This is a genomic window from Paenibacillus sp. FSL K6-0108, from assembly GCF_045040695.1.
Taxonomy (GTDB): domain Bacteria; phylum Bacillota; class Bacilli; order Paenibacillales; family Paenibacillaceae; genus Paenibacillus; species Paenibacillus pabuli_B.
In genome coordinates this window covers 6,407,175-6,433,182 of the sequence record NZ_CP150288.1, presented here as the reverse complement: position 1 = coordinate 6,433,182, position 26,008 = coordinate 6,407,175, and the positions used below count along the sequence as shown (strand labels likewise).

General features: G+C 45.6%; 25 protein-coding genes. 18 read left to right on the top strand and 7 right to left on the bottom strand.

Annotated features, from left to right (window positions below):
- Window positions 1-23: 23 nt before the first annotated feature.
- The 6 genes from MHB49_RS29320 to MHB49_RS29295 all read left to right on the top strand — a co-directional run bounded on the left by MHB49_RS29320 (window position 24) and on the right by MHB49_RS29295 (window position 8,756).
- On the top strand, window positions 24-2,870 hold the full coding sequence (locus MHB49_RS29320) for an ATP-binding protein (RefSeq protein WP_405153944.1): 2,847 nt from the start codon (window positions 24-26) through the stop codon (window positions 2,868-2,870).
- Window positions 2,871-3,195: 325 nt separating this feature from the next.
- Window positions 3,196-4,542, top strand: coding sequence for a cytochrome ubiquinol oxidase subunit I (locus MHB49_RS29315; RefSeq protein WP_247899356.1), 1,347 nt, complete (start codon window positions 3,196-3,198; stop codon window positions 4,540-4,542).
- Window positions 4,539-5,573: a cytochrome d ubiquinol oxidase subunit II gene (locus MHB49_RS29310; protein WP_405153943.1), complete on the top strand. Its 1,035-nt coding sequence runs from the start codon at window positions 4,539-4,541 to the stop codon at window positions 5,571-5,573. Before MHB49_RS29315 ends, MHB49_RS29310 begins: the two co-directional genes overlap by 4 nt.
- An 8-nt stretch (window positions 5,574-5,581) precedes the next feature.
- Window positions 5,582-5,779, top strand: coding sequence for a cytochrome bd oxidase small subunit CydS (cydS, locus tag MHB49_RS29305; protein WP_247899354.1), 198 nt, complete (start codon window positions 5,582-5,584; stop codon window positions 5,777-5,779).
- Window positions 5,780-5,850: 71 nt separating this feature from the next.
- The gene (locus MHB49_RS29300; protein ID WP_247899353.1) at window positions 5,851-6,915 is read left to right on the top strand and encodes an MBL fold metallo-hydrolase; all 1,065 of its coding nucleotides are present in this window, start codon (window positions 5,851-5,853) and stop codon (window positions 6,913-6,915) included.
- A 215-nt stretch (window positions 6,916-7,130) separates the two neighbouring features.
- A complete protein-coding gene (locus MHB49_RS29295; protein ID WP_405153942.1) occupies window positions 7,131-8,756 on the top strand; it encodes an ABC-F family ATP-binding cassette domain-containing protein in 1,626 nt (541 codons plus the stop codon).
- A gap of 176 nt (window positions 8,757-8,932) precedes the next feature.
- On the opposite strand, the gene MHB49_RS29290 is transcribed toward MHB49_RS29295, so the two are convergent.
- Window positions 8,933-9,121 carry a hypothetical protein gene (locus MHB49_RS29290; RefSeq protein WP_062325854.1) on the bottom strand — a complete coding sequence of 63 codons (189 nt, stop codon included), beginning with the start codon at window positions 9,119-9,121 and terminating at the stop codon, window positions 8,933-8,935.
- A gap of 292 nt (window positions 9,122-9,413) precedes the next feature.
- Here MHB49_RS29290 and MHB49_RS29285 point away from each other — a divergent pair, with 292 nt between their 5' ends.
- Window positions 9,414-10,304 (top strand): cation diffusion facilitator family transporter, encoded by an 891-nt coding sequence (locus MHB49_RS29285; protein ID WP_405153941.1) that lies wholly within the window; start codon window positions 9,414-9,416, stop codon window positions 10,302-10,304.
- 105 nt (window positions 10,305-10,409) lie between these two features.
- Here the strand turns inward: MHB49_RS29285 and MHB49_RS29280 are convergent, their stop codons facing one another.
- Together MHB49_RS29280 and MHB49_RS29275 are read right to left on the bottom strand one after the other, a co-directional pair.
- Complete coding sequence (locus MHB49_RS29280; protein ID WP_405153940.1) at window positions 10,410-10,913, bottom strand: hypothetical protein; 504 nt, start codon at window positions 10,911-10,913, stop codon at window positions 10,410-10,412.
- A gap of 388 nt (window positions 10,914-11,301) precedes the next feature.
- Window positions 11,302-11,466, bottom strand: a complete 165-nt coding sequence (locus tag MHB49_RS29275) for a DUF1328 domain-containing protein (RefSeq protein ID WP_017692264.1) — start codon at window positions 11,464-11,466, stop codon at window positions 11,302-11,304.
- A gap of 220 nt (window positions 11,467-11,686) precedes the next feature.
- Between MHB49_RS29275 and MHB49_RS29270 the strand changes: the two genes are divergently transcribed.
- From MHB49_RS29270 to MHB49_RS29220, 11 genes are all read left to right on the top strand, one after another.
- Complete coding sequence (locus MHB49_RS29270; RefSeq protein WP_405153939.1) at window positions 11,687-12,199, top strand: DUF948 domain-containing protein; 513 nt, start codon at window positions 11,687-11,689, stop codon at window positions 12,197-12,199.
- Window positions 12,200-12,265: 66 nt separating this feature from the next.
- On the top strand, window positions 12,266-12,799 hold the full coding sequence (locus MHB49_RS29265; protein ID WP_405153938.1) for a hypothetical protein: 534 nt from the start codon (window positions 12,266-12,268) through the stop codon (window positions 12,797-12,799).
- A 92-nt stretch (window positions 12,800-12,891) separates the two neighbouring features.
- Window positions 12,892-13,236, top strand: coding sequence for a general stress protein (locus tag MHB49_RS29260; protein WP_247899347.1), 345 nt, complete (start codon window positions 12,892-12,894; stop codon window positions 13,234-13,236).
- Between the two features lie 375 nt (window positions 13,237-13,611).
- Window positions 13,612-14,781, top strand: coding sequence for a PP2C family protein-serine/threonine phosphatase (locus MHB49_RS29255; RefSeq protein ID WP_247899346.1), 1,170 nt, complete (start codon window positions 13,612-13,614; stop codon window positions 14,779-14,781).
- Window positions 14,778-18,497: a response regulator gene (locus MHB49_RS29250; RefSeq protein ID WP_405153937.1), complete on the top strand. Its 3,720-nt coding sequence runs from the start codon at window positions 14,778-14,780 to the stop codon at window positions 18,495-18,497. Before MHB49_RS29255 ends, MHB49_RS29250 begins: the two co-directional genes overlap by 4 nt.
- Before the next feature lie 70 nt (window positions 18,498-18,567).
- Window positions 18,568-19,440: a CheR family methyltransferase gene (locus tag MHB49_RS29245; protein WP_405153936.1), complete on the top strand. Its 873-nt coding sequence runs from the start codon at window positions 18,568-18,570 to the stop codon at window positions 19,438-19,440.
- 16 nt (window positions 19,441-19,456) lie between these two features.
- Window positions 19,457-21,133 (top strand): response regulator, encoded by a 1,677-nt coding sequence (locus tag MHB49_RS29240; protein WP_247899343.1) that lies wholly within the window; start codon window positions 19,457-19,459, stop codon window positions 21,131-21,133.
- 86 nt (window positions 21,134-21,219) lie between these two features.
- On the top strand, window positions 21,220-21,558 hold the full coding sequence (locus MHB49_RS29235) for an STAS domain-containing protein (protein ID WP_053778980.1): 339 nt from the start codon (window positions 21,220-21,222) through the stop codon (window positions 21,556-21,558).
- A gap of 18 nt (window positions 21,559-21,576) precedes the next feature.
- Entirely contained in the window at window positions 21,577-22,029 is a 453-nt protein-coding gene (gene rsbW, locus MHB49_RS29230) for an anti-sigma B factor RsbW (protein ID WP_405153935.1), read from the top strand.
- Entirely contained in the window at window positions 22,026-22,799 is a 774-nt protein-coding gene (locus MHB49_RS29225) for a sigma-70 family RNA polymerase sigma factor (protein ID WP_405153934.1), read from the top strand. Before rsbW ends, MHB49_RS29225 begins: the two co-directional genes overlap by 4 nt.
- Before the next feature lie 127 nt (window positions 22,800-22,926).
- Window positions 22,927-23,955: a magnesium transporter CorA family protein gene (locus MHB49_RS29220; protein ID WP_405153933.1), complete on the top strand. Its 1,029-nt coding sequence runs from the start codon at window positions 22,927-22,929 to the stop codon at window positions 23,953-23,955.
- A 24-nt stretch (window positions 23,956-23,979) separates the two neighbouring features.
- Here MHB49_RS29220 and MHB49_RS29215 read toward each other — a convergent pair whose 3' ends face one another.
- The 4 genes from MHB49_RS29215 to MHB49_RS29200 all read right to left on the bottom strand — a co-directional run bounded on the left by MHB49_RS29215 (window position 23,980) and on the right by MHB49_RS29200 (window position 25,990).
- Window positions 23,980-24,345, bottom strand: a complete 366-nt coding sequence (locus MHB49_RS29215; RefSeq protein WP_024631356.1) for a DUF5665 domain-containing protein — start codon at window positions 24,343-24,345, stop codon at window positions 23,980-23,982.
- Between the two features lie 85 nt (window positions 24,346-24,430).
- On the bottom strand, window positions 24,431-24,838 hold the full coding sequence (locus MHB49_RS29210; protein ID WP_405153932.1) for a YtxH domain-containing protein: 408 nt from the start codon (window positions 24,836-24,838) through the stop codon (window positions 24,431-24,433).
- A gap of 65 nt (window positions 24,839-24,903) precedes the next feature.
- Complete coding sequence (locus tag MHB49_RS29205; protein WP_063566604.1) at window positions 24,904-25,161, bottom strand: GlsB/YeaQ/YmgE family stress response membrane protein; 258 nt, start codon at window positions 25,159-25,161, stop codon at window positions 24,904-24,906.
- 133 nt (window positions 25,162-25,294) lie between these two features.
- On the bottom strand, window positions 25,295-25,990 hold the full coding sequence (locus MHB49_RS29200; protein WP_247899340.1) for a phosphatase PAP2 family protein: 696 nt from the start codon (window positions 25,988-25,990) through the stop codon (window positions 25,295-25,297).
- Window positions 25,991-26,008: the final 18 nt, after the last annotated feature.

The following is a 26,008-nucleotide window of genomic DNA, read 5'->3' as shown; positions in this document are numbered from 1 at the left end:
ATCAGTCTTGAGGGCAACCGCCTATGGACTACATAAAGACAAGCAAGGCATTGGAGTGGGTCGTGATCAAACTCCGTATTCCATGGTTGGGTACGGCCATACTTATTATCCTTGGTACACTGGGAACGATATTTCCGTTGACTCTGTTTTACGGGGTTCAGCTGTTGTTCGGAACAGCCGCAGCTTTTATTGCTTTGCGTTTGCATGGAGCCATATATGGATTCACGACCCTGATCGCAATTTGTGCTTTGAGTGTGTTATTCGAAGGCCTCGTCCCTGACAGTTTATTTATGATAGGTACTCATTTCATTGAACTAATCTGGATGCTGGGATGGCAAATACGCTGGAGAAATGGAAGCATCATTAAAGCCAATGCGGTATTCTGGGTCGTGATGCTGCTGCCAGTGATTTGTTACGGGTACTTTATGATGGGCATTAATCTTGAAGAATTGAAGTATGGATATATGCATATCGCTGTGACCAGCATGGTTAATGCGCTGATTGCAGGTATTGTAGTGGATTTCTGGATTACCACTGGCGAGGTGAAGTCGAAACGAACTGGAACCATTCCGCTCAGACGAATTGCTTTTAAATACGTCGTAGCTTTTGTAGTCTTTGTCTCTCTTGTTCTGTTATCGGCTGATAGCCGCAGACAGCTAGGTCAGATCAATAACAACATCTTAATGAATCTGAAACATGCGGCAAATGCTGTTGTAAGGGATATGAATGAACAATACTTAACGGATCAGAACATGCAGCAGAGTATGGAACGCTATCATCATCTACTGGATGTGAACGTCATCATTCTCGGCCCAAATGATAAGGTTATTGCATCAGGACTGGATGTGCTCCCGGTGGGAGAACGATTGGATATTAACAAATATCGTTTCCTCAAGCCAGGGGTGGACAGTATACAATTCCATTCCGGTGACGCTTATTATGGCGATGTGCTTACTCACTGGAAACAGGCATCGTTCTTGTATGGAGCGGATATGACTACAAGTACTCCTTACCGGGTATTTGTTGAGACCAACTCGGCCAACTATTACAATCGGATTGAGGCGATCTATCTGACCACACTTCAATCCCTGTTCATCATTTTTGTAGTTTCGATGATTGTGGCTGCTCCTCTAAGCCGTAAAGTGGTAAGTCCATTGAAGAGACTCACACGGATGACAGGCTCCCTTCCCAGACTATTATTTCGTAATGGTAAGATGGATTGGCCGACCAGCCACGTTACCGAAGTGCAGATTCTAATTGGCAATTTGCGCAAAATGGCGGATGTGCTTCTGGAACAATTCGAACAGATTCGTCAGGACAAACTCACCCTGGAGGACAGGGTAAGGGAACGAACCAAGGAGTTAAAGAATAGTGAGGAGATCAAACGAGCCATTATTGATTCATCCATCGATGCCATTATAGCTGTCGATTCCAACGGGTTAATCATAGAGTTTAATCCTGAAGCCGAAAGAATGTTTGGATTGAAACGAGAAGAGGTTGTATTAGAAAAAGAGGCCCCATCCCTTTTTCAGGGAGCGAGCTGTATGGAAATCAAGGAAATGCTGAACCAATGTGAGTATATTCGGGGGAAACGGCATGTCATCGTCGAAGAGATTTCAGGCATTCGCCGGGACGGTTCAGTTTTTCCGATTGAGTACAAAATTGTAGAAATTCAGCTGGGCAATAACGAAACGCTGTATAACTTATTTATCAAGGATATTACCGAGCGGACAAGAGCAGAAGAAGACCGTGTACGTCATGCGCTGGCTCTGGAGGAGCTGAATGCTGAGCTGTTTCATGAAAAAGTTGCCATTCAGGAACAGCGGGATATCAGTGAGCATTTTATTGAATCTGTTCGGGAAGGTCTGATCATGTCTGATCATTCTGGCACCATTACGATTGTTAATCGAAGGATTGAAGAAATGTTTGGCCTCGGAAACTTTTTGGGCAGATCCATCGAAGACTTGGCACAAGCCATTAATACACGGATATTAACCTCTGAATTCAATCTGGTAGAGCAGACTCGTGCTTTTCTGAACGGAGAGCGTGCTTTTGTTGAGACAGAGTTTATATTTAATGACGTGGGAAAAAGCGTGTTTTCCTTATATATGAAACAAATGGATGTTCCGGGTAAAAAGCATGGATTTCTGCTGGTGTTCCGCGATCGTACAGAGGAAGAACGCCTGAATCGGATGAAGAACGAACTGATCAGCGTGGTATCACATGAGCTTCGTACCCCTGTTGCAACCATTATGGGTTATGTGGAACTAATGATGATGTATGATCTTCCCGCTTCACAGCGTCAGGAGTTCATGGAAACTATCTCTTCGGAAGGTGCACGGCTGAGCAGTCTGCTGGATGATGTACTTGATATTCAACGATTAGACAATGAAGGCATGACGTACCACATGACGTATGTGCCGTTACTTGAACTGGTTGAGGGTGTAGCCGAACAATGGAACATGACATCCATTCAGCGCATCTATGTGCATGCGTTTAATGGAGATTTTTTTGCTTATGCAGATCAGAACCGGATGATTCAGGTATTGCACAACCTGATTGGTAATGCGGTCAAGTATTCACCTGGAGCGGACAGAATCGATATTACACTGTGGGAAGAAAAAGAATGGTTGTGCCTCGACGTGCGTGATTATGGAATAGGTATTCCAGAGAACGCGCAGGATATGCTGTTTAAGAAGTTTTATCGTGTAGATAATTCGGGTCATCGCCAGATTGGCGGAACAGGGCTGGGACTTTACATTTCTCGCAAAATTGTAGAGGATCACCAGGGTACGCTAACCTTTATATCCGCACAGGACAAAGGAAGTACGTTCAAGGTTCGATTGCCCAAGCAGGACGAACTCTTCTAAGGGAAGAGAAACCTTTATCTAATAGGATGCTTTCATCCTGAAATAGATAAAGGTTTTTTTGTTTTTCAAAATTTTCCGGATAAAAAAACAACTTCTTTTGCAAACTGTCTATAGAGCCATAATTTGCATGCCATGCAAAAGGAGGACGGCAGGTCTATGTTCCGTAAACAAGAGAAAACCCTTATTATTGTCTGCCTGGTTGCAGCGGTGATTGTGCTGTATGCCGTTGTCAAAAGTATTATCCGGATTATGAGTTATTGAGACATCGTCATACAGAAGATATAAGGTCGTACATAACGATTATGTGAAAGAGGAGTGTAACCCCATGTCATCCCTGGACCCTGTTCTGCTCAGCCGGATACTGACCGGTCTTACCCTGTTTGTACACATCATTTTTGCTTCCATCGGTGTTGGCGTTCCACTCATGATTGCTCTGGCTGAATGGCGCGGACTGCGCACGAATGATATCCATTACACCTTGCTGGCGCGCAGATGGGCGCGAGGTTTTGTCATTACGGTCGCCGTTGGTGTGGTCACAGGCACTTCAATCGGTTTACAGCTCAGCCTGCTGTGGCCGATGTTTATGCGAGTAGCGGGGCAAGCCATTGCCTTACCTCTGTTTATGGAGACATTCGCCTTTTTTGTAGAAGCCATCTTTCTTGGAATCTACCTTTATACATGGGACCGTTTCAAAAAGAAATATACGCATATGCTGCTGCTGATTCCGGTGGCGCTGGGATCCTCCGCCTCTGCGATATTCATTACAACGGTGAATTCCTTTATGAATCAGCCTCAGGGATTTACCCTGATCAATGGCATCATGAAGGACATCCACCCAATTGCCGCGATGCTGAATCCGGCTACCCCGACCAAGGTATCTCACGTGCTCGCCTCATCGTACACCCTAAGTGCAGGTATTCTGGCGGGTATAGCTGCGTTCAGTTTGCTTCGGGGACGGAATCATGTGTATTACAAAAAAGCACTTAAACTCACAACGGTATGTGCGCTCGTATTTGCAGTCAGCACCGTCATGATCGGAGATTCTTCCGGAAAATTTCTGGCGAAGTACCAGCCGGAGAAGCTGGCTGCCGCAGAGTGGCATTTCCAAACGATGACGAAGGCCCCGCTGGTCTACGGTGGAATTCTTGACGAGAACAATGAAGTAAAATACGCCATTGAGATACCCTATGCACTCAGCATACTGGCGGGAAACAGACCTGACACGGAAGTGAAGGGGCTGGAAGAATTTCCGGCGGATCTGAGGCCGCCGCTGTCCATTCACTATATGTTTGACCTGAAAGTGACGACAGGTGTGATCATACTGTTGATTCCGGTGCTCTATGTAATCCGCCGCTGGCTGCCAGGGCGTAAGCCTTATCCCAAGTGGCTTTTGCTCGGTATCGTCTTTCTTGGACCGCTGGCCATGATTGCCATTGAGCTCGGCTGGATGTTTGCCGAGGTAGGCAGACAGCCATGGATATTGCGCGGTTACATGAAGGTGTCGGAAGCAGCGACAACGTCTTCTTCGGTGGGCTGGATGCTGATTCTGTTTATTCTGCTGTACCTGATCCTTTGTTTTTCAGCGATTCGGGTACTCAGCAAGCTGTTCCGTAACAAGGAAGCAGAGAAGGAACTGGAATCTCTCGGCCTGGAAGGAGGGATCGTGCATTGAGCTTTGAAATTGCAGGCATCGCGATCCTATGGACGTTTCTGTTTGGATATCTGATCGTGGCTTCAATCGATTTTGGAGCTGGATTTTTCAGCTTTTACAGCATACTAACCGGACATGAGAACAAAATCCATAACATTATTCAGCGTTATCTCTCCCCCGTGTGGGAAGTGACGAATGTGTTTCTAATCTTTTTTGTTGTCGGTCTGGTCGGATTTTATCCGGATAGCGCTTTTTATTATGGGACAGCGCTGCTTGTTCCAGGTTCATTGGCGATTGTGCTGCTTGCGATTCGGGGGGTGTACTACGCCTATAACACCTACGGGAACCATGGGCAGAACAGCCGGATCTACATGGCATTGTACGGAGCGACGGGATTGCTGATTCCGGCGGTGTTTTCCACCATTTTGGCGATATCCGAAGGTGGAATTATTGAGCAGGTAGGAGATCAGGTCTTCTTTCGCTGGCGTGAGTTTCTGACGAATCCGTATACCTGGTCTGTTGTATTGCTTGCGCTAGTCAGTGTGCTGTATATCTCAGCGATGTTTCTTACCTACTATGCCAAGCGTGCGGAGGATGAGACTGCGTTTGAAGTCCTGCGGGAGTATGCGCTCTTATGGAGTCTGCCTACGATCTTTGCCAGCTTCCTGGCATTTCTGCAGATTAACAAACAGAACCCTGCACACTTTGAACAGATGTTGAATATTTCTTGGATGTTCATCGCATCTTTTATCTGTTTTGTGATTGCCGTCTCACTGGTATGGAAACGCAAATATCTGGGCTGGTGCTTTATCGCCGTTATGCTGCAGTTTGCCTTTGCCTGGTACGGCTATGGGCGCTCGCATCTCCCATACATTCTGTATCCGTACATTAATATTTACGACAGCTTTACGAACAAGACGATGGGTATTGCGCTCATTACGGCGTTCAGTCTTGGACTACTGGTGCTCATTCCTTCACTCGTGCTCATTATGAAGCTGTTTCTGTTTGATGCCAATTATGTGCGGGGTAATGCTGGCAAAAAGAAAGGATGAGTCCGTTCATGCTTCCAAACATGCTGTTCATTATGCTTCGACGGTTGCTTCTCAGCTCTGACGCAGGAGTGACGGGGATTCCCGGTATAACGGGATTGAGTTTTTTTGAGACCTTTACGATTATGTACGCCCCACCACTGATCATCGTGGCTGCAATTGCATTTTTGTTCATCTACTTGGCAAAGTGCAAAAATCCAAAGGATTGATTCGTTGGTACGTGCTTTCCAATTCGGGGTAATCTTTTGTTAAGATACGAGGAGGGGAGGAGGGCCCTTTCATGCCGAAAATCCGTTATAACAACATTGATAATGTAAGTACGGACAAAACGCTGAAGGAATTCAAGCAATGGAGGGAGCAACGGCGCAGCAAAGTTAAGGATTATTCCTACACCGTGCCCAAGCACCCACCTGAACTGGATTATCTGCACGCCAACCGGGCTGAAACCACGATTACCTGGATTGGGCATTCCACGTTTTTTATTCAATATCATGGATTAAACATCGTGACAGACCCGGTCTGGGCCGAAAAAATGGGATTTCAGCGCAGGCTCGGTGCCCCTGGCATTCCAATTCAGGACATTCCGCCTCTGGATGTCGTTCTGATCTCGCATTCCCATTATGATCATTTGCATCTTGCATCGCTGCGGAAGCTGGTCACGGCCAAGACGCTGCTCATCGTTCCGGATGGTCTAAAGCGCAAAATGGTACGCAAAGGATTCCATCGGTGTCATGAGATGAAATGGTGGGAGCATATTACGCTTGGCGGAATCAAAATAACCTTTGTACCTGCGCAGCACTGGACGCGCCGAACCTTATTCGATACCAACACGTCCCATTGGGGTGGTTATGTATTGGAAAAGAATCACCCGGCAGTCGTCCCGTCTGATGAGAGCGCCGCGACGAGGGAGGACTATGATTCGGAAAAGTCGAGAGCAGCCGGAACGAATACGCTTGAACGATCATCTGTTGATGATTCTCCTGGCGATCCACCAGTGATTTATTTTGTAGGGGATACGGGGTACTTCCAGGGATTCAAAACGATCGGTGAGCGCTTTGATATCGGTGTCACCCTTATGCCAATCGGTGCATACGAGCCGGAATGGTTCATGACCTCCCAGCATGTGACGCCGGAGGAAGCGCTGCAGGGATTTGTAGAAACAGGTTCTCAGCTTATGGTTCCCATGCATTATGGAACATTTAAGCTGGCGGATGACACACCCAAGGAAGCACTCGATCGAATGGAATTGGAACGAGAACGACTGGGTATCCAAGCCGAGCGCATTCGGGTATTGGGACATGGTGAGACGCTGCGTATCCGGCACGAAGGACAGAAAGAGGACTAACAAAAGTGAGCCGAATATGCTAATGTAGGAGTATACCCGCATGAACGGCACATTTACCAAATCTTTAACGATCAAAAAGCGGCCAATTTTCGAATTTGCCGCTTTTTTGTGTTATAATATGGTGCCAGAATAGGCTTCGGGATATTGAATCCAGATTTATGTTAGTCGCTATTCATGCAGTATGCAGAATATAAAATAAAAGGATGGTATGCTTAATGATTAGTACAAGCGGCATCACGCTCCGCTACGGAAAACGTGCACTTTTTGAAGATGTGAATATCAAGTTCACGCCAGGCAACTGTTATGGTCTGATCGGCGCCAATGGAGCCGGCAAATCAACGTTCCTTAAAATTTTGTCCGGTGAAATTGAAGCAAACTCGGGAGAGGTGCACATCACCCCGGGCGAACGTATGGCCGTTTTGAAGCAAAACCACTTTGAATATGATGAGTATCCAGTTCTCGAAACGGTAATCATGGGTCACGGTCGTCTCTACTCCATTATGAAGGAGAAGGACGCATTGTACGCCAAAGCGGACTTTACGGAAGAAGACGGCTTGCGCGCGGGTGAGCTTGAAGGTGAATTTGCCGAATTGAACGGCTGGGATGCAGAGCCGGATGCAGCGGCACTCCTGATTGGTCTCGGTATTGATCGTGACATGCATGAGAAGAAGATGGTTGATCTGAGCGGTAACGAAAAAGTTCGTGTCCTGCTTGCACAAGCCTTGTTTGGTCGTCCAAACAACCTGTTGCTCGATGAGCCTACCAACCACTTGGATCTCGAATCCATTCAATGGCTGGAGAACTTCCTCATGGATTATGAAGGTACCGTTATTGTGGTATCCCATGACCGTCACTTCCTGAACAAAGTATGTACACACATTGCCGATATCGATTTTGGTAAAATCCAGCTGTACGTAGGTAACTACGATTTCTGGTATGAATCCAGCCAATTGGCGCTTGCATTGCAACGTGATGCCAACAAGAAAAAAGAAGAGAAGATTAAAGAGCTGCAAGCCTTTATTCAACGTTTCTCTGCGAATGCTTCCAAATCGAAGCAAGCGACTTCGCGTAAGAAACAACTCGACAAAATCACGTTGGATGATCTTCGTCCATCGAACCGGAAATATCCGTTCATCAACTTCAAGCCTGAGCGTGAGGCTGGTAAACAGTTGCTGACTGTTGACCGCATCAGCAAAACAATTGATGGCGTGAACATGCTGAATGATCTCAGCTTTGTGGTGAACAAAGGCGATAAAATTGCTTTTGTTGGCCCGAATGGTAATGCCAAATCATTGTTGTTTGACATCCTTATGGGTGAAACAGAAGCGGATAGTGGCGAATACACTTGGGGGATTACGACAACTCAGGCTTATTTCCCGAAAGACAACTCCAAATACTTTGACGGTGTAGACATGACTCTCGTGGATTGGCTGCGTCAATACTCCAAGGATCAGGATGAAACATACCTGCGTGGATTCTTGGGACGTATGCTGTTCTCAGGCGAGGAATCCCTGAAAAAAGCAAGTGTACTGTCCGGGGGCGAGAAAGTTCGCTGTATGCTGGCGAAAATGATGCAAACGGGTGCCAACGCTCTGATTCTCGATGAGCCAACGAACCACTTGGATTTGGAGTCCATTACCGCGCTGAACAACGGTATGATTGATTTTGACGGCACCATGCTGTTTACATCCCATGACCATCAGTTCATTCAAACCATCGCTAACCGGATTATTGAAATCACACCAAATGGCATCATTGATCGCCAAATGAGCTACGATGAGTATTTGGAAAGTGACGAAATTAAAGAACTGCGTAACAAAATGTATCCGATAGAAGCTTAAGATAAGCTTAAGTGTCTTCACTGTGTATAGTTAAGATGATGAACGAACTATACGTTTTCCTAAAGAATAAAAAAGAACCGCAAGTTCTCCAGGAGGAGGCTTGCGGTTCTTTTTTCGTTACGTTATACCGGGTGATCCTATACCGTTAAAACTCTCTCATCAGAGCTGTTTGTGGTCTAGGATCCGCCAGTACGGCGGCGCTGATTGTTAGGCTTTTTGTTGTTTTGGCTCTTCATCGCTTTTGGTCCGCCTTCAAAATAGGCACTGGATTGGTTACCCGTGTTTGCCTGTTCTTTCTTCTGCGCCAATTTCTGGCGTATGGCATCCTGCAAACTGATCTTTTTCGGTTCAGTATTATCGCTCATCGTTATTCCCTCCCGGTCTTACAGTAAGCCGTCCGAATTGGACGGGATGTACTCATTTTATACGTTTTACAAAAGCCCCACAAGGGCAACCTGATAAAATGCTGAAATCCTTCAGTTTTTTTGACTGGAGCAACACTTTTTCTCTTCACCTACAGCCCTGCGGTCTGGCAACTTTGTTTCAGCTTTCCTACAGCAATGCAGCTTGGCAACACTGTTTCTATAGACCCACACGGTACGCATTTGGTAACATGGAACAACCGTAATACGATACGTTAAAGGAGTGTCGCCCGCTTTGAACGCCTATGAAGAAATACGCAAAGGAGAGCGCGGGGCTTGGGTCAGTATTGTGGCCTATCTAGTCTTGTCTGCTTTTAAATTGATCTGCGGATATTTGTTTGCTTCCAGTGCTTTGCTGGCAGACGGTTTTAATAACCTTACAGATATTGTTGCGTCTGTTGCTGTATTGATCGGACTACGCATATCCCAGAAGCCACCTGATTCCGATCATGCCTATGGTCACTTTAGAGCGGAAACAGTCGCTGCCCTGATTGCATCATTTATTATGGCCATGGTTGGTCTGCAGGTATTGGTTGAAGCAGCTCGTTCTTGGTATGAAGGGAACTTTGTAGCACCGAATCTTTGGTCAGCAGCGGTTGCGGTTGTCTGTGCGCTGGTCATGCTGGGCGTATATCGTTACAATCATCGTCTTGCCAAACAAATTAACAGTCAGGCCCTGATGGCTGCGGCCAAAGATAATCGTTCGGATGCTTGGGTCAGCATAGGGGCTGCGGTAGGAATCATCGGTGCGCAATTTGGCTTTCCCTGGTTGGACAAAGTCGCTGCAATTGCTGTAGGCCTGTTGATCTGTAAGACAGCTTGGGAAATCTTTCGTGATTCAACACATCGTCTGACAGACGGATTTGATCAGAAAGAACTGACAGACCTAAGATCATCTGTGGCGCGGGTTCCTGGAGTGGAAATGATCAAGGACGTGAAGGCACGTGTGCACGGCAGTCATGTACTGGTCGATGTAGTTATTGAAGTGGACGGAGGACTGAGCCTGATCGAAGGTCATCAGATCTGTGACCGGGTCGAAGAGCGCTTGAAACGTTCACATAATATTATGCATGTACATGTGCATGTGGAGCCGAAGATGGAAGTAGGCACGACGGGAAGCCCTTGAAATCGGGAGGGACAAACCTGAAGTCATGGCATTTAAAATGAAAAAGAGGACAGCCGCTGCCTGCGTGCTGTCCTCTTTACTTATCATTAGAACGATAATACGATACTATTGAATAGCGACGTGGATCCAGGCTTTACCTTTCCACGTATATACTTGTACCCATTGACCACCGTCGAATCCATCTACAACTTCACCTGTTGTATCGATGACTTGGGAGCCCAGTGCGCCGATTGGTTTGCCATTAGGTGCGTCATAGAACCATGTGCGCTCCAACAGGTTGAGCAGCATCGTAGGGACCAGCACCTCATCTCCTGCTTTCACAACAGGCTCATCAAAGATTTTGTCGTCCGTTGTTGATGTTGTTGTTTCAGCAGTCGTAGAAGTACCTTCTGTACCGGTTGTGTCTACGGTTGTGCCAGTTACGGTCTCAGCTGTGCCTTCTACAGTTTCTACAGCAGGTTTGTTCACTTCAACGGCCGGCGTTGTTGTGGTTGTGGGAGTTCCCGTTTCTGGAGCTACCGTTCCGGTAACCGCTTCCTCAGCACCTGCGGCAGCAGCCATGGAACCCATCAATGTCAGAGCAGCGGCAAAACTTACGATTTTTTTCATTTGTTTTTCCTCCTCGTTTAGTGTTGTCCTGTGTTAAAAGTAACCAAGCAAGCTTACTTATGAATCACAAATTATAACAATTTATTCTTGAATCCTCCAGTGTCAACTGGAGCATATGTGGGTATATGGGGAGGCTGTAAATATCATACTTCGGTGGGAGAAAACCGGGTTGGCTATATCATAATGGTCCTGTTTTTATGATGTAATCGGGGAGAAGCGATGGAATAGACCAGAAGGGAGCGTAATACATAATAGAGATACGTCGTAATGTGCTGGGAGAAGAATTGGTGCAAAAAAGAGATTATGAACGCACAAAAGCCTACCGGCTTTGGCAAGCGCGATAGGCTTTTGTATGTATCGAATGCTGTTTATAATTGGGAATCCCCATTCATCGCATTCGGCTGCGTCCCGTAATCAGGGAGATGACGAACAGTACGACAAAGATAAAGAAGAGTACTTTGGCAATGGAAGCAGCTGCCTCAACAATACCGAAGAATCCAAAAATACCTGCAACAAGAGCAATAATTAGAAACAGTACCGACCATTTCAACATGGGTATCATCCTTTCGTTTATAGAACTTTGGTAGCGAGAAGTGTTCGTCTCACTGCCGTGTGTAGTTGTTCTTTAACCGAGGTCATTCGGGTTGAAACATTGCGATATTTTACCAGGAGGAGTTGTTTTTACTGTACATATCCTATTTGTTTCGCCTCGGAATGGGTCGGGTAACTAAGCAATAACAAAACCGATTTATACTGGAAAGTGAGGTTCTTTTATGATCTATCAAATTAGTGTGGCTTTAATTGCAGTTGCATTTGCAGTACTTGTATTCTTCTTAATTCGTACCTTGAAGTCTGCTCAGGGTTCACTCGACAATGTGTCACAGACACTGCAGGAAGTTCAGAAGACCATTGATGAGCTTAGTTATGAAGTCAAACAGACCGTAAGACATGCCAATGATATTACAGTTGATGTGCAGCACAAAATGAAACAAATTGATCCCGTTATGGAATCTGTACAGAATCTGGGTGAAGTGCTGAACGAAGTGACGGAAGCAGCAAAGCAGGTGTCATCTACTTTGATGGCCAAGTTCCAGACGAAACGCAGCAGCACTGAACAGAGTAAACGTTCCGAAGTAGCGAAAGTAGTACAGACGCCGCCCGCTACACCGGCAGATCGTACACTGCAATCCTATGAAGCTACATATCATGATGATGCCAAAGGAAGCAAAAACTGGCTGAAATATGTGGATTTAGCGGCTAATGTATGGCAGCGTATGCGGAAATAGCATGACCGTTTTGTAACGAATAGAAGTCTTCAGAGCGGTGATGAACCTGATGAAAGGGTGAGAATCATGATGAAACTACTGCTTGTTATGTTTAGCGTAATTTCTCCCTTTTCCGTTCAACCGGCAGCGGTACCCGCTGCTCATGATATGCAATGGACGGCATTGGAAGAGGAGTCACCAGAGATCATTCTGGCTGCTGATCGATCCGGACCTGTCCAGCATTTTCGGACTCTGAATGACATATCTTTGGATGACAGCATCGATGATATTTTAGCTAATAAAGGCAAACCAGTTCATAAGGAACATGATCCATACCTGGGTTGCCCTGAGTATCAGTTCAAGGATGTAACGGTTGGGTTCTGCGAAGATACAGGAGTGGCCAATTATGTGCATATTGATGCTTCCGAGAAACGGCTGAAGATTAATCAGGATTGGATTGATATGAATATTGAAGCCATTCGAGATGTTTTGGGCAAGCCGTATTATGTAGCAGAGGATGGAGAAGTTTTTCTTCGAGGAAGTCAGGCGCTGAAGGTGTATATGAAGCCAGGTTCCAATCATATTGAAGGAATAGACCTCTTTGATGAATCGGTTTCCTAGGATTGTTAATTCAGAAGCGTTTCAACCCGATATCGTATGGTTATATACTAAGTAGCTCGATAAAGAAGATCAATCAGAGGAGAGTGGAAACGATGAATTCAACCAATGCGCAAGCTTATGCAAAAGTGGTAGAAAACGGAGTTCAAGCGGTAGAAGCGGTGAAAGAATTGCAGATTACCGGATACCTTGCTGATCATATCTTCGTTCTAGCCCATGAAAAGGATCGTACAGATCGGATTGCCGATACGGCAGATGCCAAAGAGATCGGAATTAAGGAAGAAGGCATATTTGATTCCATGGCGAATCTGTTCCGCTCCCGTGGGGATGAACTCCGGGCCAAAATTGTTTCGATGGGCTTCACCGAAGCTGAGGCGGATTTTTACGAGAGTGAACTCGATAAAGGCAAGGTGCTTGTAATTGCCAAAAAGAAAGAATAGCTTAGCTGATATACAGCATGTAAGCTGGACAAGCTCCAGACCTAGTATTTTGCATCAATCAAAAGAGCTTTCCAGTTGATGACGCAAAATGCTTAACCAAAAACATAGATAAGGAATGGGGATTTCCCCATTCCTTATCTATGTTTTTGCAAGTTTGGAAGCGGGATCAGATCGCAGCAAAAACAGGGTAACAAGCAGGTGGATTCTCCTGCGATGGTGCCATTTACTGATAGAAGTTTTCTGATAATACGATTATAGTTATACTAGGAATTATTATGTCTACCGCTGTGTTGTATGCGAAATTTGTATAATTAAGGTTGTTAGCTGACCTGATAAGAATCGACAAACCCGGACGCCACAGATAAGGAGATAGAAATGAGAATACTTATTGTTGACGACAATCCGACGAATGTCATTATCATTCGAGAAATTCTGAAAAAAGAAAACTATCGTGACATTGTAACGGCAAGTTCTGCCATGGAGATGTTTGAAGTCCTTGGGATTGGTGAGGAAAACAATGAACTTCGTCCCAAGCCGTCGGATATTGACCTGATTTTGCTAGATATGATGATGCCGGAGATGGATGGAATCGAAGCATGCAGTATTGTGCAGAAATTCGAAAATCTCAAGGATATACCTATTATTATGGTAACCGCGATCGGAGATTCCAAGAAATTGGCCGAGGCGCTCGATGCAGGTGCATCCGATTATGTGACCAAACCGATTAACAAAGTCGAACTGATGGCCAGAATTCGTCTTGCGCTGCGCCTAAAGCAGGAGAAGGACTGGCATAAAGAGAGGGATCAGCGGATTCAGGATGAACTGAAACTTGCGGCTATGGTGCAGAATGCTGTGTTAAGCCCAGCAATTGAAGATCCGTTGTTCCACGTTAATGCTATTTACAAACCTTCGTTTGAACTTGCGGGTGATCTGTATTCCTGGTACCCGCTTGGTGAAGGCAGATATGGAGTCCTGTTGCTGGATATGATGGGTCATGGCATATCTTCATCCCTATTTACCATGTTCATTGCTTCCGTGTTGAAAGACACGGTTACAACGTATGTGGACCCTGAAAAGGTTATTCAGGAGCTGAATCGGCGTTTTAATCAGTTGCATCTGGAAAAACAGCTGGTGCAGTACTATTTTACAGCAATATATCTGGTCGTAGATACACGCATGAAGCGAATTGATTATGTGAACGCAGGCCATCCGCCGGCACTCTTTTTCCGTCACGACGGAAGTGTGACAACGTTTGACAGCGTCTGCTGTCCTGTAGGACTGTTCGACAAGATGGATATTGAACCACAGACGGTTCACTATGAAGGTGATGGTCACATTGCACTTTATACGGATGGTTTGACTGAAGCTGTTCAAGGTGATCAGGAAATGCAGCAGGCTTTTCTGAAGGAACATCTGGCGGGTTCTCACCAGTGGGATGAAGCGGCCATGCAGGCGTTGTTCTTCAATGATGAAATTCCGCAGGAGCGGGATGATGATAAATGTTTGGTGTGGATTACCTTAAATAAGGGGGGCGAAGCTGAATGAAAATCAGAAATAAACTGCTGATTGGCTTTACCGCTCTGATGGCCATCATGATCGTGCTGACGTTTGTGAGTTACGAACGGCTGAATAGCAGCAATAAACAGATTGACCAAATGTATCAGGAGCGATATCTAAAGGTTAGATACACCTCGTCGGTACGTGGAGAGGTTAATGATATAGCGAAAGTGCTGGCTAACTTGTTGCTGAATCCCAATAATTCGATTAGTGCCGCAGACGGCGAACTGAAGGACATGCAGGAAAAGGGGGAACGTTACCTTGAGGAAGTGCGGGATCGGGCAGACAGCGCACCAGAGCACCAACTGGTAGATCGTGTGAATACGGCCTGGGAAGCTTACAATGCTTATGCCGCGAGACAGGTCAGTTTAATGTCCCAGAACCGGGTGGAAGATGCCAATAACTACCGGAATTCAACCGGCTTGGCGGTGCAGAAGGAAGCTGTAGACAGCTTGAATGCCCTGTCCCGTTTTCAGGATCAGGAGATAGATATCGAGATTAAGGATGCAAACACAGCCTATATGCGCGCGGTCCAGATTACAGTAGGCATTATGATTGCGGGGCTGCTGCTTGCACTTGGCGTTATCATGTGGGTACTACCGAGTATTACGCGGGGTCTGAATACCGTATCCATGATGATCACCAGCTTTGGAAAAGGCCGTTATCGAACCATTCGCCGCATACAGGTGAAGTCTACCGACGAAATTGGTCAGATTGCCAATGTGTTCAAGGATGTTTCCAGTGATTTGGAAGAAAAACTGGAAGTGGAGAAAGCTTATCTTCAAGCACAGCAAGATCAGAACTGGATGAGTTCGAACATAGCCAGAGTTCCGGAGTTGTTGCGAGGCATAGGTTCAATTCGCCAGATCTCACAGATGTTTATTAGCGAGTTCACGCCTGTGCTTGGAGCTCAATTGGGTGTTGTATACCTGATCGATGAAGAGAAACATCCGGATGAACTGAGACGGTATGGCGCCTACGCCTTTGAAGAGAATGAAGATGTCGGCAAAGAGGTTTACCGTATTGGCGAAGGATTAATTGGCCAAGCCGCATTGGATATGACCCCTATTATTATGGAAAAAACCCCGGACGATTATGTGAACATCGGATCAGCAACGGGATCATCGCGTGCTTCTGGTGTCATGATCTATCCTGTCGTATTTGAGGATGAACTGATTGGTGTTGTCGAACTGGCTTCGTTTGAAGGATTCACTAATCTGCATACACAGCTGTTCTCGCAGCTGATTATGAATCTGGGCGTTATTCTCAACAATGTTCGTCGCCGTTTGCGGGTGGAGGAGTTACTGCGGGAATCTCAGGCGCTCACAGAGGAATTACAGGTACAATCCGAAGAGCTTCAGACACAGCAAGAGGAGTTGCGCCGTTCCAATGAAAATCTGGAAGAGCAGACGGGAGCTCTCAAACGTTCTGAGGAGCTGCTTCAGCGTCAACAGGAAGAATTGGAGCACTTCAATACCGAACTGATTGCCAAGACTCGTGCACTGGAAGAACAGGTGCGTGAAGTGGAAGAGAAGAATGATGAGATTGAGCAAACCAAAACACAGCTGGAACAGCAAGCCATGCAATTGTCGATGACGAGCAAATACAAATCGGAATTTTTGGCAAATATGTCACATGAACTGCGTACACCACTGAACAGTCTTTTGATTCTGTCCCAATTGTTATCTGAGAACAAGGATGGAAATCTGAGTGTTAAACAGCAGGAATACGCCCAAACGATCTATATGTCCGGTGCGGACTTACTGAAAATGATTGATGAAATTTTGGATCTGTCCAAAGTGGATGCGGGCAAAATGGATATCAATTATGAAACGATGCGGATGGAAGAACTGACCAGCTTTGTTCAACAGAATTTTGGCCCAATGGCGAATAAAAAAGAACTCGATCTTAACATTGAATTCGACAGTAATTTGCCGGAATGGGTATATACCGACAGCCATCGCGTTAAACAGATTTTGCGGAATCTGTTGTCGAACGCGTTTAAGTTTACCAACCGGGGATCTGTAAGCTTGATTGGACAGAAGATGAAGAAAGAAGAGCTTCCTGGGTATCTAAATACGAATCAGGAATATGTAGGCTTCACCGTGAAGGATACCGGGATTGGAATTCCTTCCGACAAGACGGATCTGATCTTTGAAGCATTCCAGCAGGTGGACGGTACAACCAGCCGTAAATACGGTGGAACGGGTCTGGGCCTGTCCATAAGTCGCGAACTTGCCCGCCTGCTTGGGGGAGCTATTCAGGTAGAGTCTTCCGAAGGTGTGGGCAGCAGCTTTACCTTGTTCCTGCCGGATAATCACGAAGATGAGGTTCAGGTGGATGACGCGGTAAGAGAAGCCGCAATTGCTTCTGAGATTGAAAACTTCGGAAGAGACTCACAGACGATGCGTTCGGGTAGACAGACCGTGCTCACACCTGACCCGGATAGCACTTCGTTCATGGAGCTGCCTAAAACTGATTTACCTGTGCCTTCACAGCTGGAAGATGATCAGGAGAACCTATCGGAAGATGACAAGATTCTTCTTATTATTGAGGATGATGTGAATTTTGCACATATTTTGATGGATATGGCGAGAGGTAGAGGATTTAAGGCTATTGTGGCGCTTCAAGGAGACAAAGGACTCGAAATGGCCCGTCAATATTTGCCGGATGCGATCATCCTTGATATTCAGTTGCCTGTCATGGATGGCTGGGCGATTCTGGGTGAACTGAAAAGCAGCTCGGCGACACGTCATATCCCGGTACATGTCATCTCGGTTATTGATGATATGAAACAAGGTTTGATGATGGGAGCCATTGCTTATCTGAAAAAACCTTCCAGTAAAGATTCGCTGGATAAAGCTTTCTCGCATATCGAATCCTATACAGAGAATCAATTGAAACGTTTATTGATTGTAGAAGATGATGAAATACAGCGGAAAGCAATTATAGAACTGATTGGCCATGATGACGTTGCTATCACAGCAGTGTCCACTGGCAGTGAGGCCTTAAATGAATTGCACAGTCAACGCTATGATTGTATGGTTTTGGACTTGATGCTGACAGATATGACTGGATTCGAGCTGCTTGACCAGATTCGGGACGACCAGTATTTGAATGATCTTCCGATCATTATTTATACAGGTAAAGAGCTGGACAGCAAAGAAGAAATGAAACTTCGCAAATACGCGGAGTCCATTATCATCAAAGACGTGAAGTCACCTGAACGTCTGCTTGATGAGACGACCTTGTTCCTGCACCGCGTAGAAGCTAACCTGCCAGAAGATAAGCGTCGAATACTGCAGAAGCTGCATAACAAGGAAACCTTGTTTGAAGGGAAGAAAATACTGCTTGTGGATGACGACATCCGTAATGTATTTGCCCTTTCAAGTGTGCTTGAAGGCTATCGCATGGATGTGACCTTTGCGGAGAACGGCCGTGAAGCTCTGGAGATTCTGGACAAGAACCCGGAAATTGATCTGGTATTAATGGATATGATGATGCCGGAAATGGATGGTTATGAGGCGATGACACGGATCAGACAAATGCCGAAATTCGAGAAATTGCCAATTATCGCCTTGACCGCAAAAGCAATGAAAGATGATCGAGGCAAGTGTATAGAGGCCGGAGCATCCGATTATGTGAAAAAACCGATTCAAACGGATCAATTGTTATCCTTAATGCGCGTATGGCTGTATTCGTAACCCTATAGTTTGGGTAATGAAAGACAATACAACAATATGCAAGTAACAAATGAAGAAGTGGAGAGAAAATATGACACCGTGGGAACCTACCGAGGCGGAGGCAGAATCGATCCGCATGCCGCAAGATGAAGAGCGTGAACTGATCGAGATCGAGTTGCTGTTGGAAGGTATGCACCGTTTATATGGATATGATTTCAGGAACTATGCGTTACCGTCATTAAAACGCAGAATCTGGCATTATGTACATGCCGAAGGGTTGAAGACCATTTCAGGTTTACAGGAGAGAGTGCTTCATGACCGTTCTGTTTTTGATCGTTTTATACAGAATCTGTCCATCCCTGTAACAGAAATGTTTCGTGACCCAACCTTGTTTCGGTTCTTCCGGGAAGAGATTGTTCCTGTACTTAGGACTTATCCGTACATCCGGATATGGCATGCTGGCTGTTCTACAGGAGAAGAAGTCTATTCCATGGCGATTATGCTGCATGAGGAAGGACTGTACGACAAGGCCAGAATATACGCAACAGATATGAATGATCGTTCATTGCAGCAGGCCAAGGAAGGCGTATATGGCATTGAGAAAATGAAATTATATACTACAAATTATCTGGAAGCCGGGGGCACCCGCGCATTTTCGGAGTATTACACCGCGAAATATAATTCCGTTATATTTCATCCTTATCTACGGAAAAATATTATTTTTGCCGAACATAATTTGGCAACAGACCGGTCATTTAACGAGTTTAATGTAATCTTCTGCCGTAATGTCATGATTTATTTCAATGATGAACTGCGGAACCATGTGCACGGACTTTTTCATGAAAGTTTGAGCCACTTCGGCATCCTTGTTCTGGGGTCCAAAGAATCGATTCATTTTACAGAATTCAGCGATGCCTACGAGCCGTTAGACCGGACGGAAAAAATATACCGGAAGATTAAATAGGGGGTTAGGCTTAGTCATGGGGCTCAATGAACCAATCCATATATTATTGGTAGATGACCGCCCCGAGAACCTGCTCGCTCTCGAAGCGGTTCTGGAATCGGAACAGTACAAGCTCGTCAAGGCAACCTCCGGGGAAGAGGCACTTCGCTGTTTGTTGAAGGACGAATTTGCGGTCATTGTACTGGATGTGCAGATGCCTGGGATGGACGGAATTGAGACAGCAAAACTAATCAAGGCGCGTGACAAGTCCAAGGACGTGCCGATTATTTTCATCTCTGCAAACAGCAGAGAGGCTGAGCATTTATTTGCGGGTTATTCCGCAGGGGCCATTGATTATATGGTCAAGCCGTTTATCCCTCAGATTTTGAAATCCAAAATCGAGGGCTTTGTAGAAATGTTTATCACGAATAAACGTTTGAAAACACAGACGATGCTGCTGCATCAGAAGACGCAGGAACTGGAGAAAATGAACCAGCAGCTCGTTCAGGCCAAAGAGGAAGCGGAAATCGCTGCAAACGCGAAGACCGAGTTTCTTGCCATGATGAGTCATGAGATTCGTACGCCGATGAATGGTGTTATCGGTATGGTTGATCTGTTGATGGAAACCGATCTGAAAGAAGATCAGAAGGAATACGCGGACATTGTACGTCGCAGTGCCGACGCACTCGTTACGGTGATTAACGATATCCTTGATTTCACCAAAATGGAATCGGGCAAAATGGAGCTGGAAGAGCATCCGTTCGAACTTGTTTCCTGTATTCGTGAAGTACTGAGACTGTTCGCGGTTGAAGCTGGCAAAAAGAATATTGAGCTTGAATATTTCCTGGAAGATTCGGTACCCGAACTGATCTATGGAGATATGGCAAGGCTTCGCCAGGTTTTATTGAATCTGATTGCCAATGCCATCAAGTTTACGGACCACGGTGGCGTGTATCTGATCGTATCCGTTAATGAGGAAAAAGACGGGCGAATGACGCTGGAGTTTGCTGTAAAAGATACAGGAATAGGCATAGCGCCTGACAAAATAGATCGTCTATTCCAGCCGTTTTCCCAACTGGATACTTCCATGACGCGTAAATATGGTGGAACCGGTCTGGGGCTGGCTATATGCAAAACGCTTGTTGAGATGATGGGTGGAAAGATATATCTGGATACGTCGGAACTGCATGGTGCTACGTTTGTATTTACCATTCAGGCGCAGCGGTATGTCGAGACTGAGCTGACGAAAGGTATGGGGGAAGATCAGCTTACGGACATTAAAAAAAATTATGAAATGCATCCAAGTGTATTAATCGTTGATGATCACCCTATTAATCAGAAACTAATGTCTATTATGCTGGGCAAGCTAGGGCTGGCCTCAGATATCGCCGAAGATGGCAAGAAGGCGCTGGAAATGGTTTTGGCAAACCGCAATTATGATTATATATTTATGGATTTACAGATGCCCGTGATGGATGGATTGGAATGTACTCGCAGAATTCGTGAGAGCCTTCCTCAAGACCAACAGCCGGTTATTGTAGCGATGACCGCCAATGTCATGGATGGAATTCAGCAGCGGTGTTCAGCTGTGGGCATGGATGATTACATTAGTAAACCGGTCAAAATGGGACAGGTGAAGCAGAAATTATCCCGATTCCAGGAACAGAAGCAATTGTTCCAATCCAATTCATCGGCCATGAATCAGGCCAATTGAAATATCTGCTAATTCGATTAATGTTTCATATAGGCTGTAGATGGGTTATTAGGTAAAGAAACCATTGATCAGGAGAGAGATGTCTAATGAATACAAATAAAAATGAAAAATTCAATGCAAGAACAGAAACACATGACGGCGTATGCACGGTGTATCTGACTGGCGAACTGGATTTGTCAGTTGCTCCTGAATTCCGTTTGGTGATGGAGCCGTTAGTGGACAACAAGGAACAAGATTTAATCATTAACATGCAAGATTTGAAGTACATTGATAGTACAGGGATTGGTATCCTGTTATCTGTTCTGAAAGCACGGCATGGAATGGAAGCTCGCTTTGAAGTACAGGAAGTTCCTGCGCAAATTCAGAAACTTTTTGATATGACGGGTATTGCCAAATTCTTTGTCTCACAGAAGAATTCCCAATAGGAAAGGATCGAAAAAGGAATGAATGCAGAAGTTCAAAGAGTCACCCTTAACTTACCGGCGACAGCTGATTACGTTGATATTGTAAGGCTCAATTTATATGGTGTTGCGTCCAAAATGGGATTTTCTTATGAGGACATTGAGGATATGAAGGTTGCTGTATCCGAAGCTTGTAACAATTCTGTACTGTATGCTTACTCACACGAAGGCGGCATGGTTGAGGTTGTGTTCGAAGTGGATAGTGACACGCTGGCTATTACTGTCAAAGATGAAGGAGCCAGCTTTGAGAACATTAACCCGTCCGTATCCCGTGCAGGCCTTCACGACAAAGAGCTGACAGATGCCCAAATCGGTGGACTTGGATTTTACCTGATGCAAGCTCTGATGGACGATGTCAGTGTGGAAAGTGAGACGGGCAAAGGTACGAAAGTAGTACTCGTAAAACGTCTTGCAAGAAGTGAGGAGAAAGTATGAATGAAAAAGTGACTCCCCCAGAGTCCATGTCTGAAGCTATAGGTTTGATCTGGGAATACCAGCAAACCCAGGATAACGAAATTGCAACAGTTCTTATCCGCAAATATGAACCGATGGTGAAGATGGCAGCAGGTAAAATTGCTCGGAATCGACCCGATCTGTATGAGGATTTGTATCAGACCGGGCAGATGGCTCTGATTCGTTTGCTGAAGCAATACGATATCAATCTCGGAATTCCGTTTGAACCTTATGCCATGAAGAGCATGATCGGTCATATGAAAAATTATTTAAGGGACAAGTCTTGGTATATTCAGGTGCCCCGCAGAATTAAGGAAAAGGGAGCACTTGTCCAGCATGCCATTGATGAATTGACAGTGAAGCTGGAACGTTCACCAGGTGTGAACGAGATTGCTGAATACCTTGATTTAACCCCTGAGGAAACCATTGAAGTCTTGGCTGGTCGGGAATGTTATCACTATGTGTCACTGGATTCTCCGCTATCACAGGATGAGAGTGCAGCCACTTTGGGTGAGTTGATCAGTTCGGATGTAAATGACTTTGATTCGGTTGAGAAGCGGATGGACTTGCAGCAGGCATTGGGACAGTTGAAGGAACAAGAACAAAAGGTGCTTATTTTGGCATTTCAGGATGGTCAGTCACAGCGGGCCATTGCTCAGAAATTGGGAGTCTCCCAAATGAGTGTATCCCGTATCCAGAAGCGAGCCACCGAGAAATTAAAACAGATTATGTCGAATACTTCCTTGTTATGAGATGCAGATCGGTGATGATATTGAGCACGGCATAGAGAAGGACACGTGATTCCAATGGAATGCATACGTGTCCTTTTTGGGGATCAATGATTTTCTAATGAATAGCTGAATGCGGGAGTGGATGTTTGTGATTGTGAATAAAGTCAAGCTGAAAGCACGTCGGGACAAGGCCACCTACTCAGACCATTGGGATTGGTGGGATTGGGTGGCACCTGATCAGGAGAGCATGGCTGAAGCCTTGGAGGAACTAACGAGCGAATTTCCAGAAATGCAGTACTGGCTTCGCAAAATACCGGAGGTAGAGTCCAACTATCTGTCTGTCCGCTTCATGAATGGCACGGAGCCTGTGATATTCGGTTCTTTATTATATGCGGTTAAAAATGAAAGAAACGATCAACGTCAAGATAATCAGATGTTTTTCTATGTGGATCAAGAAAGATTGGTTACCCTGAACATAGATGATAATACTAGAGGGATTATGAATACTGGTGAGCGTGCGGCCATGTTACAACAATGCAATGAAGCACGGGACGGCATGTTTGTACTCTTTCGCGCCATATTGCATTATTACCATGTAGGTATGGATCACTTTGAGATGAATCTGCGAAATCTGGAGCGGACGATGGAGTCCCGCAATGCACGCACACTGATGGATCAGATTCTCGCGGCTAGATTCGAGCTGCTGTATTGGAGTAACCTGTTCATTCCGTATTCCGAATTAATGGCAGCCTCTAGGGAAGCCTACCTGGATGAATTGAAAGAGAATCGCTTTTTCCAACAGCTCCAGCACCGGATCGAACGAATGGAGCGGTTGTTCAAACATTATGAGACAGAGATTGATACACTGATCTCCATTGATAATGCCATTTCAGGAGTGCGTGGCAATGAAATCATGAAGACGCTGACCCTTGTAACCTCGGTATTCACACCCGCAACAGCTGCAGGAGCAATATGGGGAATGAACTTCGAGAATCTGCCGTGGATTGACAAAACATGGGGGGTAGTGCTGGTCCTTGCGCTTATAATCATTAGCATGATTGGCATGTATGTATGGATGATGATGAAAGGCTGGACAGGGGATCTGCTCAAGGTAAAGTCCTCCCAGCCGTCGGTGAAGAAAACAGAGAAGAGTGCTATTGGCAAGCGAAGGCGGTAAGTTTGCTGACCTTGGTCCGGTCATTTATTTTTTATAATCTTCAATGTACCCTAATAAGTCAGCAATATATTGCCCTACAATGGGCATGTTCACGAACTGACTGAGAATAAAGGCGAGCAGACCAAGAACGACGAAGGTTCCCACCGTCAAACCCAAACCACGTGCCATACCTGCGGTGAAGTTGGTAATGATGCGTTTTTTGGGACTGCTGTAGTTTTCAATAATATCCTTGATTTGAGATTTTTCCAGGCTGTCTGCAATCTGATCGAGTCGTGTGTTCAGACGTTTGACCTCATGACGTAATTCAAAAGGATGTTCACTGGTATCATACTGTTGTGCGGGTTTTCCTCCGGTAATGGGTGTATTGCCGTTCATTGTGACTTTACTCATGTTCTTCCTCCTTTAAATTTCGCAGTGTGGATAAAAAATAGCCAGCTGGAATACAGCTGGCTATTGGTCACTCGAACAACAAGCCTTACAGGCTGGTCGAGTTCAATTCTTTACGTGTATCTTCCTTCGCTTCTACAGAAGCGGCAGCCACTTCTTCCGATGCTTTGGATGCTTCATTCGCCACATCAGCGGAAGCCTTTTTCACGGAGTCCATAATGTCATTACGACCTTGGTTTACCGTTTTTGCAATATCAGAAGTTTTGGAAGAGACCGTTTTAGCCAGTTCGGAAGCTTTATCACCGACAACCGCTGCAACCTCTTTTGTGCGATCTGTAACGATTCCCACTATCTCGGAAAGATCGCCACGCAATTCGCGTCCTGGTTTAGGGGCAAAGAGCAGCGCTGCTGCAGCACCCAGCAAACCTCCGATGAAAATGCCTTTGGCGAAATTGGAACCGCTTTGTACAGGATATTGTTCTTCTGCTTTATTCATGTCAAATCACTCCTTCTTCAAATTTAAGAAACGGATACGAAACAACGAACACCTTGTTGGACCGATCAGGCAGCCTGTCTGAACAGTCTGGACACAAGCCCCAGCAAAAAGACAAAGACTGCTGTTCCAATGATGGCAGGAATTACGGCAAAGTTACCGATGACTGGTCCCCAGTTACCAAGCAACAGTGCTCCCAGCCAGGCTCCGGCAAATCCGGCAACCATTGCACCGATGATTCCTCCAGGCATGTTATGACCAGCAAGTGCATCACCGATTACACCGATAATGACTGCCATAACAATGCTGATAATGATACCCCACATACCAACCGCCTCCTTTATGCTTGATGTAGGATGGTGTCTGTTCGCGTTTGCTTACTTCGTATATAAACGCCGTGCTTCAAGGTGAAACAATCACTGTAGGATGAAATGTATTGGGGATTATAGGATATTCAATTCAGACGGCACGTTGAATCCCTTTATTCATACAAAGGATCCAAGCCAGTCCGGCAGCAAATCCGGTGAAAACATCGGTAGGAAAATGGACACCCAGCATGATACGGCTAAGACCGACCAAGAATATAAAAGTGATTCCGCAAAGGACAGGCAGAGCGATGCCGGACTCACGTTGATGTCGTTCAATCGCCCAGATGGCAAAGAGCATGCCATAAAACCCCATCGAAATCATCGCATGACCACTTGGGAAACTGTATCCATGAACAACCAGCAGATGTTCCAACTCAGGTCTGCTGCGTCTGAAAAGTTCTTTCAATAAGGTGTTCAGAATCCACATCATGGCAAAACTGCTAAGTAAAGCATATCCATATATGAGGAAACGGGGACGGCTCTGCCACACGAATAGAATAGAGAAACCGATAGCTGCCAAGGCAGAAAGTCTGAAAGAACCGAGCGCAGTGATGAATGAAATGAAGGGCAGCAGATGAAGACGTGAATCCGTGTTCAGATAAAACAACTGCTGAACCCGGTCATCCAATGAAAGGATTGCATCGTTACCGAGCAACGCCCCCAGAAACGCCAGCAAGAAGACGACCGAAGCGCTGGCTATCATTCCAACACCAGCCCAATTGACTAATGGACGTACCGAAGTTTTGCGGGCTAACCCGGAAGTGGGTGAATACTTTTTGCGCAGCATATAATGTATATCTCCTTC